A 14,801-nucleotide genomic window follows, 5' to 3' on the forward strand; every position below is an offset into this window, starting at 1 on the left:
TTAAAGTCCTTTTTAGATTATATAAGAATTTTCTTATTGTGGGTTTGTAGTCCATAAAGAAGCAGTTTTCAACATTGCTCTTCTTGGAAGTTTTAATGTAGCAACTACTACCTCAGCAAAGTCTTCTGGTTGAAGAATATGCTCTGGGTTACCATCTGTTAAGCCTAATTCAATAGACATATCAGAAGCAATTGTACTTGGTGTTAGAGTACAAACTCTAATATTGTTTTTTCTAACTTCTTTCATTAAAGATTCTGACATACCGATAACTGCGAATTTAGAAGCTGAATAAGCTGAAGTAGTCGCATTACCGTTTAATCCTGCCGTTGATGCAACATTAAATATGTCTCCTTGATTTTTTTCAATTAAATGAGGTAATACTTCTTTAGTAACATTATATACTCCCATTACATTAGTTAAAAGGATATCTTCCCACTGATCTGCTGGCATATCCGTAAATGAACCAAAAGCAGCTATTCCCGCATTATTAACAAGAATATCAATACCTCCTAATTGTTCTATAAGAAGAGAAATGTTTTGTTTAACAGCTTGTTGATCTTTTACATCAAAACTTGCACAAAAAGCTTTTACACCAAAAGACTCTAATTCTTTTACAGTGTTTTCAAGGGTTTGAATATTTCTTCCAGTTATAGCTACATTTATTCCTTGTTGAGCAAAAGCTAAAGCCATTGCCTTTCCTAAACCTCTACCGCCACCTGTAATAATAGCGTTTTGTCCTTTTAAATTTGTCATAACTTTTATTTTCTTATTTTAAGATAATACAAAAATACGTCTTTTTTATATGGAGGTATAGTAAACAGATGTTAATTTATTTGTTTTTCAATGCTATCCCAAAGTGCAATTCTCTTGTCTAGAGCATTTTGAGATGCTGCTATAACTTGTTCCCATTTTTTAGGATCGTCTGCGCAAAGCTCACTTACCATTTGTAATGCCATTGGACCATGTTCATCTGCATCTAATTCTATATGTCGTTCAAAATAATAGATCAGTTCTCTTAAATCAGCATTTGGAAAATTAATCTGTAATTCTTTTAAGATACTTGTAAACATACCTGGAATTAAATCTTCTCTACCAAAGGTAAATGCAGCCGCGATCTCATGTGCTTCTCCTTTTTCTATAGTAGTGAAGGTAAAGTTTAGAAAATCCTTTACCGCTAAGGGTAAATCACTATTATCTATAGCTACCTTTAAATTAGTTCCTGTGTTTAAGTCACCTAATAAGTTATCAATTTTTATTGTGTCTGCCTTTAAAGCTTTCATTGCTTTTGTATACATTTCAAAATGGCTTAGCCTACTTCCATCAAAGCCAATATCCGATTCTTCTGCTAGAACGATTTCGTTAATTAGATATCTTGTTTGCGGAAATTTACTTGCTTGCCAAGGGATAGAAACACAGGTAAGCTTAATTTGTAATGCTTTAAGTAAAGACATAAAATCCCAAACAGCAAATACGTGGTTTTCCATAAAGACTTGTAGATCTTTTGGGGTTTTTATTTTACTGTATAGGGGATGGTTTAATAAGATTTCTCTTTGCTTTTCAATAGCGGTGTTTACTTGTTCTATATACATAAAATTTATTTGAAGGCACTGTGACCTGTTATGTCTAATCCTGTTATGAGTAAATGTATGTCATGGGTTCCTTCATAGGTAATCACAGATTCAAGATTCATCATGTGTCGCATAATTGGATAATGTCCGCTAATTCCCATTGCACCTAGTATTTGCCTTGCTTCTCTAGCTATATTTAATGCCATTTCTACATTATTACGTTTAGCCATGGATATTTGTGCAGAGGTAGCTCTGTTTTCATTTCTAAGAACACCTAATCTCCAAGTTAGCAATTGCGCCTTGGTTATTTCAGTTATCATTAAAGCCAATTTTCTTTGTTGTAGCTGTGTAGCGGCGATAGGTTTATCAAACTGGATTCTCTCTTTGGCATATCTTAATGCAGTGTCATAACAATCCATAGCTGCACCAATAGCTCCCCAAGCGATACCATATCTAGCAGAGTCCAAGCATTGTAAAGGAGCACCTAATCCACTTTTACCTACTAATAAGTTTTCTTTTGGAACCTTCACATTATCAAAGATCAATTCCCCTGTACAGGAAGCACGTAAGGACCATTTATCTGTAGTTTCAGGGGTAGATACACCAGGTAAATTTGTCTCTACAATTAGCCCATGTATTCTACCTTTTTCATTTTTAGCCCATACAATAGCAATATCTGCAATGGGAGCATTGGAAATCCACATTTTACTTCCATTTAGTAAATAGTGATCTTCTTTCTCGGTGAAGTTAGTTAACATAGAAGAAGGGTCAGAGCCATGGTTGGGTTCGGTAAGTCCGAAACAACCTATCCACTGGCCAGTAGCTAATTTAGGTAAGTACTTTTGCTTTTGTTCCTTGGTACCAAATTCATTGATTGGGTTCATCACTAAAGAAGTTTGAACAGAACAAGTAGAACGAATACCAGAGTCTCCACGTTCAATTTCTTGCATGATTAAGCCATAGGATATATGATCTAGACCATGACCTCCATATTCAACAGGTAAATAGGAGCCAAAAGCTCCAATTTCTGCTAGTCCTGGAATTAAAGCTGTGGGGAAAATAGCCTCTTGGGCATACTTATCAATTATTGGAGACAGTTGTTGTTTTACCCATGTTCGAACTGTATCTCGGATGAGTTTATGCTCTTGCGTTAATAAATCATCTAAATGATAATAATCTGGACTTTGAAATAAATCATTACTCATAATATTAAAGTAATTTATAGGTTGTTGGTACAACAAAAATACTTAATATTTTACTCCCAACAAATAGATAGGCTAGCTTCAAATCAAGTATAAAGCAAAACGCTTGACTTAATATAAAATAAGTCAAGCGTAATGGAAAATAATTTATTATACGGCACCTTTTATAATTCGAGAAATATTCTCAGAACGTCCCATAGAGTAGTAGTGAACGATAGGAATACCAGCTTTAATTAGCTCTTTACTTTGTTCAATACACCACTGTATACCGATTTCTTTCACTTGGGCATTGTCCTTAGCTTGGAGAACTTCAGCTACAAGGTCATCTGGTAAATCTACCTTAAAACGCTGAGGTAATAGGTTAAGTTGAGATTTTGTAGCCAAGGGTTTTAGTCCTGGTAAGATTGGTACGGTTATACCTATTGATCTACACTTTTCTACAAATTCGAAGAATTTACTATTGTCAAAAAACATTTGTGTAATAATATACTCTGCCCCATTGTCAATCTTTTGTTTTAGATATTTTAAATCTGTATCAAAATTGGGTGCTTCCATATGCTTTTCAGGATAGCCAGCTACACCTATACAGAAGTTAGTTTTACTTGTATTTTCTAATTCTGCATCTAAATAAATACCATTGTTCAGATTTTCAATTTGTAAAACCAGATCTGAAGCATATTGATTTCCATCTGGCTCTGCTTTAAAATAAGTTTGGTTTTTAACCGCATCACCACGTAAAGCCACTACATTATCAATTCCAAGAAAGTCTAAATCAATTAAGAAATTTTCTGTTTCTTCTTTTGTAAATCCTCCACAAAGGATATGAGGAATAGCATCTACTTTGAACTTACTTTGAATAGCTGAGCATATACCAACTGTACCAGGTCGTTTTCTAACAATTCTTTTTTCCCATAAACCATTAGATGCTTCTTTGTATTCATACTCTTCTCTATGGTAAGTAACATCTATAAATGGAGGCTCAAATTCCATTAATGGGGTGATAGTATCAAAAATGCTTTGAATGTTTTGACCTTTTAAAGGAGGTAATATTTCGAAGGAAAACTGTGTTTTACCTTTTGCTTTTTCTATATGTTCTGTAACTTTCATTGTCTTAATTTGTTGGTTGCTTAATGTTTGTTTGGGCTAGGTTTGGTGATAGCCATCTTGTTGCTTCTTCGATAGAGATATTACGTCTTAAGGCATAATCTTCTAATTGATCTTGATCAATTTTACCTAAACCAAAGTAGCGGCTTTTTTCATTGGCGAAATAATATCCTGATACAGCAGCTGTAGGGAACATTGCATAACTCTCCGTTAGTTTTAGGCCAATTCTTTCTTCTACCTCTAATACATCCCAAATCGTTCCTTTTTCTAAGTGATCTGGACAAGCCGGATACCCAGGGGCAGGTCTAATTCCTGTATATTGTTCTTTAATTAATTCTTCATTGCTTAATTGCTCTTGGTTATCATAACCCCATAATTGCGTTCTTACTTGCCAGTGTAAATATTCTGCGAAAGCCTCAGCAAGTCTATCGGCTAATGCTTTAACCATTATGGCATTATAATCATCTAGATCTTGTTCGAATATTTTTGCTTTTTCTTCTACTCCAAATCCAGTTGTGACTGCAAATAAGCCTATATAATCTTGAATATTTGTTTCTTTCGGAGCTATAAAGTCTGCTAGTGCAATATTTGGTGCTTTTACGTTTTTCAAAGATTGTTGGCGTAGGGTTAATAATGTATCTAATTCCTTTCCTTGCTCGTCATAAAGCTGAATATCGTCGTCATTTACTTGATTTGCTGGAAAGATTCCTACCACTCCTCTTGCTTCAAACCATTTTTCCTGGATTATTTTATCTAACATCAATAGAGCTTCGTCATATACTTGTGTAGCAGTTGCACCAACTACTGGGTCTGTCAATATTTGTGGGAACTTTCCGAATAATTGCCATGATCTAAAAAATGGAGACCAGTCTATATAAGGTAATAGTTCATACAATTCACAGCTAATAGTCTTAGTACCTATGAAATTTGGTTTTGCAATAGGAGTGTTTTCCCAATCGATCTTAAACTTATTGGCTCTTGCTTGCTCTAAAGTTATATATGTTTTTTCTCTTGCACGACCTAAGTAATCACTTCTTAATTGGTCATATTCTTGTTTTAATTCTTGTTTATATTCTTGATTAATTTCTTTTTGTAATAGTTTATTTGCAATTGTAACCGATCTTGAGGCATCATGAACATGGACAACAGTGTTATTATATTCAGGGGCAATTTTAACTGCCGTATGTACTCTAGAGGTAGTTGCTCCACCAATCATTACAGGAATTTCGCAATCTATTTTTTGTAGCTCTTTCGCTAAATGAACCATTTCATCAAGAGAAGGAGTAATTAATCCACTTAAACCAATGATGTCCACTTTTTCTTTTAAAGCCGTTTCAATAATCTTCTCAGGAGAAACCATTACTCCAAGATCAATTATTTCATAATTATTACAAGCTAAAACTACAGCTACAATGTTTTTTCCTATATCATGTACATCTCCTCTAACAGTTGCCATTAAAATTTTACCAGCATTTTGGGAGCCTACGATTTGATTCAGTCTTTTACTCTCTTCAATAAATGGAAGTAAGTACGCAACAGCTTTTTTCATCACCCTTGCAGACTTAACAACTTGTGGAAGGAACATTTTACCTGAGCCAAATAGGTCACCAACTACATTCATTCCATTCATTAAGTAACCTTCGATTACTTCAATTGGTTGGCTAACACTTAAACGTGCTTGTTCCACATCTTCATAGATATACGCATCAACTCCTTTTACTAAAGCATGAGTAAGTCTTTCTTGTATATCCCCATTTCTCCATTGCTGTGTTTTTTCTTGGGTTTCTTTTGTTTGACCAACATTTTTTATACTTTCTGCATAGTCTAATAATCTTTCTGTTGCGTCTTCTCTTCTATTTAATAATACATCTTCTACAAACTCTAGTAATTCTGGATCTACTTGATCGTATACTTCAAGTAATTCCGGATTTACAATTCCCATATTCATTCCATGATTTATGGCATGATATAAGAAAGCTGCATGCATCGCCTCTCTAACAGTATTATTACCTCTAAAAGAGAAAGAAACATTACTAACCCCTCCACTTACATTTGCATAAGGTAAGTTCTCTCTAATCCACTTGGTAGCTAAAAAGAAATCAAGGGCATTATTGTTATGCTCTTCCATTCCTGTGGCTACTGGGAAAATATTAGGGTCGAATATAATATCTTGTGGTGCAAAGCCTACCTTGTTAACTAATATATTATAGGATCTTTCACAAATCTCTATTCTTCTAGCTAAGGAGTCAGCTTGGCCTTTTTCATCAAAAGCCATCACAACTGTTGCTGCACCATAACGTTTGATTAATTTTGCATGTTCGATAAAAAGCTCTTCTCCTTCTTTTAAGCTAATGGAGTTAACTACTCCTTTACCTTGAATTACACGCAGACCTGCTTCAATAATTTCCCATTTCGAGCTATCAATCATTATTGGTACTCTACAAATATCTGGTTCAGAAGCGATTAGATTCAAGAATTTTACCATGCATTCTACTCCATCTAATAAGCCTTCATCCATGTTAATATCGATGATTTGTGCTCCATTTTGTACTTGATCTAAAGCTACTGCTAAAGCCTCATCAAACTTTTCTTCTTTGATTAAGCGTAGGAATTTTCTAGAACCTGTAACGTTTGTACGCTCTCCAATATTTACAAAGTTGGTTAACTTACTTACATAAAGAGGCTCTAAACCTGATAAAGCTAATACTGGAGATGGCTGTGCTTTTGGAAACTCTTCTCTTGCTTTAGCATGCTGGGCAACACCTTGACTTAATAATTTAATATGTTCGGGTGTGGTACCACAACATCCACCAATAATTTGAACTAGATTTTGCTTTAAAAAACTATCGATTAACTCTTTCATTTCTGTTGGACTCTGGTCATATTCTCCAAATGCGTTTGGTAATCCAGCATTAGGATGGGCAGAGATACTAACATTGGTGTATTTAGACAATTGCTGAACGTAAGGCTCCAATTGTTCAGCACCTAATGCACAGTTAAATCCAATACTCAGTAAAGGAATATGGGAAATAGAAATAAGGAAAGCCTCTACTGTTTGTCCCGACAAAGTTCTTCCTGAAGCATCTGTAATAGTTCCAGAGATCATAATTGGAATTTCAATTTGTCTTTCCTCTTGAATTTGATCTAAGGCAAACAAAGCTGCTTTTGCATTTAAAGTATCGAAGATAGTTTCCACTAATAAGATATCACATCCACCATCGAGTAAAGCTTCTGCTTGTTGCTTATATGCTGTTCTTAGCGCTTCAAATGTGATTGCTCTATATCCAGGGTTATTTACATCAGGAGATAAACTAGCGGTCTTATTTGTTGGTCCAATAGCACCAGCAACAAAACGTGGTTTATCTGGTGTAGTTTGTTGGATTTCATCTGCAACTTGTCTAGCAAGAATAGCGGATTGGTAATTTAGCTCATATACGTAATCTTCTAAGTGATAGTCAGCCATTGCAATGGTGGTACTACAGAAAGTATTTGTACAAATAATATCGGCTCCAGCTAATAGGTATTCTCTATGAACGTTTTGAACAGCCTTAGGTTGAGTCAAGGACAGTAAATCATTATTCCCTTTTAAAGAATGGGCGAAATCAGCAAAACGCTCTCCTCTAAAATCTTCTTCTGAAAATTTATAAGCTTGTAACATTGTTCCCATTGCTCCATCTAATACAAGGGTTCTTTGTTCTAATAGGCTTCTAATATCAGTTTTGTTTTTTAATGTTGACATGGCTTGATTTTGGTTAAGTTGTTAAATGTTCTTTTTTTAATAGTACTTTTTAGCTAGCATCTAATGCTTGTTGTAGGTCGTTGATAATATCTTGAGCGTTTTCCAATCCAACAGATAGTCGAATTAAATTATCTGTTATTCCTGCAGCTAATCTATCCTCTGGAGATACTTTAGCATGTGTTGTGGATGCTGGATGAGTTACAATTGTTCTACTATCTCCAAGGTTAGCAGATCTACTGCATATTTGTAAAGCATCTAAAAAAGCTCTACCTCCTTGTAAACCTCCTTTTATTCCAATGGCTACAATATTTCCTCCTTGTTTCATTTGCTTCTTTGCAATTTCATACTGAGGATGGCTCGGTAGGAAAGGGTATTTAATAAATTCTATTTTTGGATGATTTTCCAAAAACTCTGCTATTTGCAGGGCATTTTGGCAATGTCTATCTACTCTAACTGCTAAAGTTTCTAAGCTTTTTGAAAGTACCCAAGCGTTAAAAGGGGATAGGGCAGTTCCTATAGTACGAGCGAAAAGATAAATTTTATGTATTAAGTCTTTATCTCCAACAACTACTCCTCCACAAACTCTTCCTTGTCCATCGATTAACTTTGTAGTAGAGTGAATAACTATATTAGCTCCGAAGTTTATTGGATTTTGCAGGTATGGTGTTGCAAAAGTGTTATCTACTATAAAAAGTAAATTATGCTCTTTTGCTATTTTTCCTAATACTTCTAAATCTAAGATATCAACCCCTGGATTAGTAGGACTCTCTGCATACAATATCTTTGTATTTGGGGTGATCAAACTTTTTATTTTATCCGTTGAATGGATATCAAAGTAAGAAGTTTCTACTCCCCATTGAGGGAATGTGTTATTAAATAAAGATAGGGTTGAACCAAATATATTTGAACAAGAAACAATGTGATCACCTGGAGATAGTAAAGGAAATAAACTGCAGTATACTCCAGCCATTCCAGTGGCAAAAGCAAATCCCGCTTCGGCTTTTTCCATTTGAACTATTTTATCTACCAGTTCACTTTGATTAGGATTTGTATATCTTGAATAAGAATATTTTTGAACTTCTTCAGCAAACACTGCTCTCATATCTTCTGCCGTGTCAAAGACAAAGCTAGAGGTTAAGTATAAAGGAACAGAATGTTCATTGTTTTGTGTTCTAGGAGTTTGTGTTCTTATCGCATTTGTTTCAAATCCTAGTTCTTGTTTATTTAATTCTTGGGCCATAATATAGTTTTTTGGTGGTATTTTTATTTATCTGCTAATCGTAATATATCTCCAAATACTCCTCTTGCAGTTACAGAAGCACCTGCTCCAGCGCCTTGGATAATGATTGGATTTTCTCCATAACTTTGAGTGTATATCTCAAAAATACTATCCGATCCCTTTAATTGTCCTAAGGCTGAATTAGTAGGAACTTCTATTAATTTTGTTTCTAAGATTCCTTTGTCTGTTTGTAAGTCTCCTGATAACTCTCCTACATAACGCAAGACTGTATCTGGATTTAAATTAGCTTTAATCTTATCGAAGTAAGGATCTAATTTCTCTAAGTTTTCTAAAAATTGTTTTGTATCAATATTTTGAAATTCTTCAGGGATGAGGTTTTGAATATTTATTTCTTCAAATTCATTTTGTAAGTCCAATTCTCTTGCTAAGATTAAAAGCTTTCTTCCAACGTCATTTCCACATAGATCTTCTCTTGGGTCTGGCTCAGTAAATCCTTTGTCAATTGCTTGTTTTAGGATTTGGCTAAAGGGCTGATCCGATACAGAGAAGTTATTGAAGATATAACTCAAACTTCCAGAAAATACCCCTTTAATTTTTGTAATATTTTCTCCAGAAAGGTGAAGTAACTTAATAGTATCTATCAAAGGTAATCCCGCACCTACATTAGTTTCGTAGAGATATTCTTTATGGTTGTTTTTTAGGGTTTGTCTTAATTCTTTATAGAAATCATAGCTAATTGTATTACCTATTTTATTAGAAGAAATAAGGTCAAATCCATTATTTACAAGTGGAATGTAATTTTCAATAAAGGAAGAACTTGCTGTGTTATCAATTGCTATTAGATTTTCTAAGTGATTTTGCTTGGCAAATTCGATAACATCTTCAATGGAATATTTTATACTTTTTTGTTGTATTTCCTGTTTCCAAGTTGAGGTAATACCTTGGTCATTTAATACAATCTTTTTAGAATTTCCGATGGCAAAAATGTTTAATTCAATATTTTTCTTTTCTGCAATAGACGCTTTGGAATGTAGAATTTGATCAATTAATGTTCCTCCAACTAGTCCATGCCCGAAGATGGCAATATTTATTTTTTTTGCGATACCGAAGATCTGACCATGAATAACATTTAATGCTTTTTTAGCATCTTGTTGGTTCACTACTAAAGAAACATTTTTACCAGTTACTGTGTTATTAAATAAGATAGGTACGATTTTGTTTTTTACTAGTGCTGCATATGGCTTATCAAAAGTGCTTAAGTCTTGTCCTACGATGGAAATAATTGCAATGTCTTTTCTTACCTTGATACTATTTACATCATTGTTATATAAATCATTTGCAAATTCATCTCTTAATGCCTGTAATGCTTTATCGGCATCTTTGGTGGGAACTGTAAATCCTAAACCTCTCTCTGAAGAACCTTGGGATATAACTCCTATACTTATATTTTGGTTTGCTAATGCTGTAAATACTCTTGCATCAATTCCAACGATTCCTAATAATCCTCTGCCCTCAAATTGGATTAATGAACTATCGGATTGTAAGGAAAGAGATTTTATGCCTTTTAGACTTGGTTTAGCAGAAATCAATGTTCCTTTATTTTGTGGATTCAACGTATTTAGAATTCTCAAAGGAATATTGTTTTCTAAAAGTGGTAAAATAGTTTTAGCATGTAAAATAGAGGCTCCAAAATTTGCTAACTCATTTGCTTCATCAAAATGTAATTCTTCAATTTTTTGTGCATTCTTAACCCAGTCAGGGTTGGCTGTATATATTCCATCTACATGCGTATAATTCTGTAATTCTTTTGCTTGTAAAAAATTAGCTAATAATGAAGCCGAATAATTACTTCCATTTCTACCTAGAGTAACTGTTTCTCCTTTAGTATTTGCAGCAATAAATCCTGTAACTACTGCAATGGTATCTTTTTCAAGACTGTTAAATAGTTGTAGTGTTTTTTGTTTTGAAATCTCTTGGTTTGCTTGTGCACTTCCAAAAGTATTATCTGTGATAAAAAACTCTCTACTATCTAATGAAAGAGCATTAAGTCCTTTTTCTACTAATTTTGCTGTTAGTATTTTACTGGAGATTAATTCTCCTTGTGCTAAAACTTGATCTTTTATTTTTGCGCTATAATCCTCGATTAAGGAAACACCTTCAAAAAGCTTCTCTAAGGTTTGTACTTCTTTAGTGATATTTACTCCTTGGTGGTAAGGTCTATTTTTATAATCTTCAAAAGATATAGTATAGTCCCCTTGGTTTTTAGCTAATTCTAAAATACTTTCTAAAGTGTCTGTAGTGTCTCCTATTGCAGATACTACAATTGCAATTTTATCTTCTTTAGCTTGCTGTTCAATAATGTTGATTACTTTGTCGAAACCTTGTCCGTATGCTAGTGATTTTCCTCCAAATTTTAAAACTTTCATGGTGCTGATTTATTTGAAAATGTTAATTAATAGGTTATTTAGTTGTTCGTATTCAATCAAAAATGCATCATGTCCATGAATAGATTGAATTTGTGAAAAATGATAGTTTCCTTTTTTATTAGTTAATTCTTGGTGAGCTTTTTGTTGCTCTTCATAGGTGAACATATAATCAGAGTCTACTGCAATACTGTGAATGCTAGTGGTTGAGTTGATTATAATATCCTGTATTTTTTGTTGGCTTAAGCTTTCTCCTATAGTTTTTAATAGATGGTTCATTAACTTATAGGAGGAAAGTTGATATCTTTTGGTTAAACTTTGGCCATGGAAATTTAACCAACTTTCTACTTTATAACTTTGCTGATCTTCCAAGTATTCCTTCTTAAACTTCTGCTCAAAGGATGCTGGGGTACGGTAAAGTAACATAGCATGCATTCTTGCATCGTGTATAGGGTTGTTGGAATTATTCAAGATGCTATCTTGTACTAAAGTATTGGCAATTAGCCAATCGGAAGATTTATAAGAAGTAGCAATTGGAATTAGATTCTTAATCCGTTTTGGATGTTGGAAAAACATTTCCCATCCTATACTTCCTCCTAAACTACCCCCTATAATTGCGAAGAGTTCTTTGATATCTAATTGCTCTAAGGCTTTCCAGAAATATTGAGCAATTCTTTTGGTTGTTAATTCTTTATAATTTGTAAAAACAATATTCTCTTGGGTATTATATCCATTTCCTGGTACATCAAAAGCAATAACAGTAAAACGGTTCAGATCTATTGTAGCATCATAGTCTACTAAAGTTTTCCACCATCCTTGTTCTCCACTAACTTGGCTATTACCTGTAAGAGCGTGATTTACTAAAACAATTGGAGCACTATGTAAGGGTTGGCCAAATAATTGATAGCTTAAGGTTAAACAATGGTTTGAACTTGGATCTTGGTAAGTATCTTGTATTGTGATTTGATGTAAATTTTTCATGGGGATATTATAGTTTTTCAAAGGCTTGCTGCAAATCTTTTATAAGGTCTTCTGGTTCTTCAAGACCTATGGATAGGCGAATTAAGCTAGGGGTTATTCCTGATTTTAGTTTAGCTGCTTTGGCAACGGTTTTATGAGACATTTGATCGGGTAAACATGACATACTTTTTATTCCTCCTAAACTCTCTGCTAAATGAAATAGCTTTAAAGATTTTACAAATTTTAGAGCTTCTTCACTTGTGTCTTGGTGTAAATCAAAACTAACTACTGCTCCAAAGTATTTTTGTTGTTTACTTGCAATACTATGGCTAGGACTATCAGGTAAACCAGGGTAATAGATATTTTTAATTTTAGGGTTGTTTTGTAAAAATTCTGCGATTATTTGTGCGTTTTGACAATGTACTTTGTAGCGAAAATTTAATGTTTCAATTCCTCTTATGGTTAGAAAACTATCCGTTGGTCCTAGGATTGCTCCACTTGCATTTTGATGGAACTTTATGATTTCACCTAGTGTTTTTGTTTTTGTAACCACTAGTCCAGCTATTACATCACAGTGTCCTGCAATATATTTAGAGGCACTATGTACTACAATATCTGCACCCAAGTCTAGAGGTTTTTGACTCACAGGAGTAGCAAAGGTATTGTCCACACATAATAGTATATTTTTATGTTTTGCAATTTTTGCTATGCTTTGGATATCTGTTACTTTTAAAGTAGGGTTGCTTGGAGTTTCTAACCAAATTAATTTAGTTTTATCTGTGATTGCTCGCTTTACCTGGTCAATATCCGTAGTGTCTACATAAGTTACATCAACACCAAATTTTTTATATACCTGTTCGAATAATCTATAAGCACCTCCGTAAATATCTTCAACAGCAACAATATGGTCATTTGCCGAGAGTGTTTTTAAAACTGTATCTATTGCAGCTACCCCACTAGATAAAGCAAAACCTTGTTGTCCATTCTCTAAGGAAGCAATTAAGTTTTCTAAGACCTCTCTTGTTGGATTGTTACTTCTGGAATAATCAAAACCTTTGTTTACTCCAGGAGCTTGTTGTTCAAAAGATGAGGTTTGATAGATAGGAACTGCTAATGCTCCTGTTAAAGGGTCTATTGGAATGTTTTGAAGTATTTGTGTTTGTGTACTCATAGCTAGGTGTTTTTGTAATTATTTTTATAGTTGGCTGAAAACGTTTTGTAAGTCTTTTTTTAGATCTTCTATCTCTTCTATTCCAACTGATAAGCGTATTAAATCTGGTGTAACTCCAGTGGATTGTTGTTCTTTCTCTGTTAATTGTTGGTGGGTAGTGGAAGCTGGGTGAATAATTAGTGATTTTGTATCCCCTATATTAGCTACTAAAGAAAAAATCTCTGTTTGATTGGCTACTTTCTTGGCTGCTTCATATCCTTTATGTAAACCGAAAGTAACTACACCACTTTGTCCCTTTGGTAAATATTCTTGTGCTAAGTCGTAATATTTACTTGATTTTAATCCTGGATAATTTACCCATGCAACTTGAGGTTGCTCCTCTAACCACTGTGCTAATTCTAAAGCGTTTTGGCTATGTTTGGTTATTCTAATTGGTAGGGTTTCTAATCCTTGTAGAATTTGGAAGGCATTAAAAGGGCTTAATGCTGCGCCTAAATCTCTAAGACCTTCTATTCTTATTTTTGCAATAAATGCTGCGTTTTTTAAAACATCATGATAGATAAGTCCGTGATATCCTGGGGAAGGCGTTGTAAACTCAGGGAATTTTCCGCTGCTCCAATCAAATGTTCCTGCATCTATAATCGCTCCTCCTAATGATGTCCCATTACCACAGATATATTTAGTTAAAGAGTGAATGACAATATTTGCTCCGTAGTCAATCGGCTTTAGTAGATAAGGAGAGGCAACTGTATTGTCTACTATTAATGGGATTTTAAATTCTTTAGCAATTTTTGCTATTTTTTGAATGTCTAGTACGTCTAGCTTTGGATTTCCTAAGCTTTCTATAAAGATTGCTTTTGTGTTTTCTTGGATGTTTTTTCTAAAGTTTTCGGTATCTGTTGGATCTACAAAAGTGGTATTAATTCCGAACCTTGGTAAAGTAATATTTAGAAGGTTATAAGTTCCTCCATATAAGCTAGATGAGGAAAGTAAATGATCTCCAGTTTTTAGCAAAGTTAAAAGGGTAGTAGAGATAGCAGATGCTCCACAAGAGGTAACTACTGCTCCGATTCCATTTTCTAATGCAGCTAATCTTTTTTCTAAAATATCATTAGTTGGATTATTTAATCGGGTATATATATAAGCTGGAATAGTTAAGTTGAAAGCTCCAGCAGCGTGATCCGAATCCTCAAAAACGTATGAAGAAGTTTGGTAGATAGGAACAGCTCTTGTTGCTGCTGTGTTTGCTGGGTTATGTCCTGCGTGTAATGCTTGTGTTGAAAAATTTGGTGTACTCATGATTTGGTTGATTTAAAATATTAAAAAATGGCAAAAAAAAAGGTTCTTTCGAAATTGCCGAAAGAACCTTGAGGGATATATCTTATTATACTAAC

At 34.0% G+C, this 14,801-nt stretch carries 10 protein-coding genes; all 10 read right to left on the reverse strand.

Going from position 1 to position 14,801, the window contains the following annotated elements; translation table 11 throughout:
- Positions 1 to 33: 33 nt before the first annotated feature.
- The 10 genes from ACYSNM_RS00660 to ACYSNM_RS00705 all read right to left on the reverse strand — a co-directional run bounded on the left by ACYSNM_RS00660 (position 34) and on the right by ACYSNM_RS00705 (position 14,706).
- A complete protein-coding gene (locus ACYSNM_RS00660; protein ID WP_461755200.1) occupies positions 34 to 753 on the reverse strand; it encodes a 3-ketoacyl-ACP reductase in 720 nt (239 codons plus the stop codon).
- A 71-nt stretch (positions 754 to 824) separates the two neighbouring features.
- Positions 825 to 1,589, reverse strand: a complete 765-nt coding sequence (locus ACYSNM_RS00665; RefSeq protein ID WP_461755201.1) for a DUF3050 domain-containing protein — start codon at positions 1,587 to 1,589, stop codon at positions 825 to 827.
- A 5-nt stretch (positions 1,590 to 1,594) separates the two neighbouring features.
- Positions 1,595 to 2,773, reverse strand: coding sequence for an acyl-CoA dehydrogenase family protein (locus ACYSNM_RS00670; RefSeq protein ID WP_461755202.1), 1,179 nt, complete (start codon positions 2,771 to 2,773; stop codon positions 1,595 to 1,597).
- Positions 2,774 to 2,920: 147 nt separating this feature from the next.
- A complete protein-coding gene (metF, locus tag ACYSNM_RS00675; RefSeq protein ID WP_461755203.1) occupies positions 2,921 to 3,877 on the reverse strand; it encodes a methylenetetrahydrofolate reductase [NAD(P)H] in 957 nt (318 codons plus the stop codon).
- Positions 3,878 to 3,881: 4 nt separating this feature from the next.
- Entirely contained in the window at positions 3,882 to 7,613 is a 3,732-nt protein-coding gene (gene metH, locus ACYSNM_RS00680) for a methionine synthase (RefSeq protein ID WP_461755204.1), read from the reverse strand.
- 49 nt (positions 7,614 to 7,662) lie between these two features.
- Positions 7,663 to 8,853, reverse strand: a complete 1,191-nt coding sequence (locus ACYSNM_RS00685) for a trans-sulfuration enzyme family protein (protein WP_461755205.1) — start codon at positions 8,851 to 8,853, stop codon at positions 7,663 to 7,665.
- A 23-nt stretch (positions 8,854 to 8,876) separates the two neighbouring features.
- A complete protein-coding gene (gene thrA / locus ACYSNM_RS00690; protein ID WP_461755206.1) occupies positions 8,877 to 11,279 on the reverse strand; it encodes a bifunctional aspartate kinase/homoserine dehydrogenase I in 2,403 nt (800 codons plus the stop codon).
- A 9-nt stretch (positions 11,280 to 11,288) separates the two neighbouring features.
- Positions 11,289 to 12,257, reverse strand: coding sequence for an alpha/beta fold hydrolase (locus ACYSNM_RS00695; protein WP_461755207.1), 969 nt, complete (start codon positions 12,255 to 12,257; stop codon positions 11,289 to 11,291).
- 7 nt (positions 12,258 to 12,264) lie between these two features.
- The gene (locus tag ACYSNM_RS00700) at positions 12,265 to 13,407 is read right to left on the reverse strand and encodes a trans-sulfuration enzyme family protein (RefSeq protein WP_461755208.1); all 1,143 of its coding nucleotides are present in this window, start codon (positions 13,405 to 13,407) and stop codon (positions 12,265 to 12,267) included.
- Positions 13,408 to 13,431: 24 nt separating this feature from the next.
- Positions 13,432 to 14,706, reverse strand: coding sequence for an O-acetylhomoserine aminocarboxypropyltransferase/cysteine synthase family protein (locus ACYSNM_RS00705; protein ID WP_461755209.1), 1,275 nt, complete (start codon positions 14,704 to 14,706; stop codon positions 13,432 to 13,434).
- Positions 14,707 to 14,801 lie beyond the last annotated feature (95 nt).

The sequence above is a fragment of the Myroides sp. LJL116 genome (genome assembly GCF_054871685.1).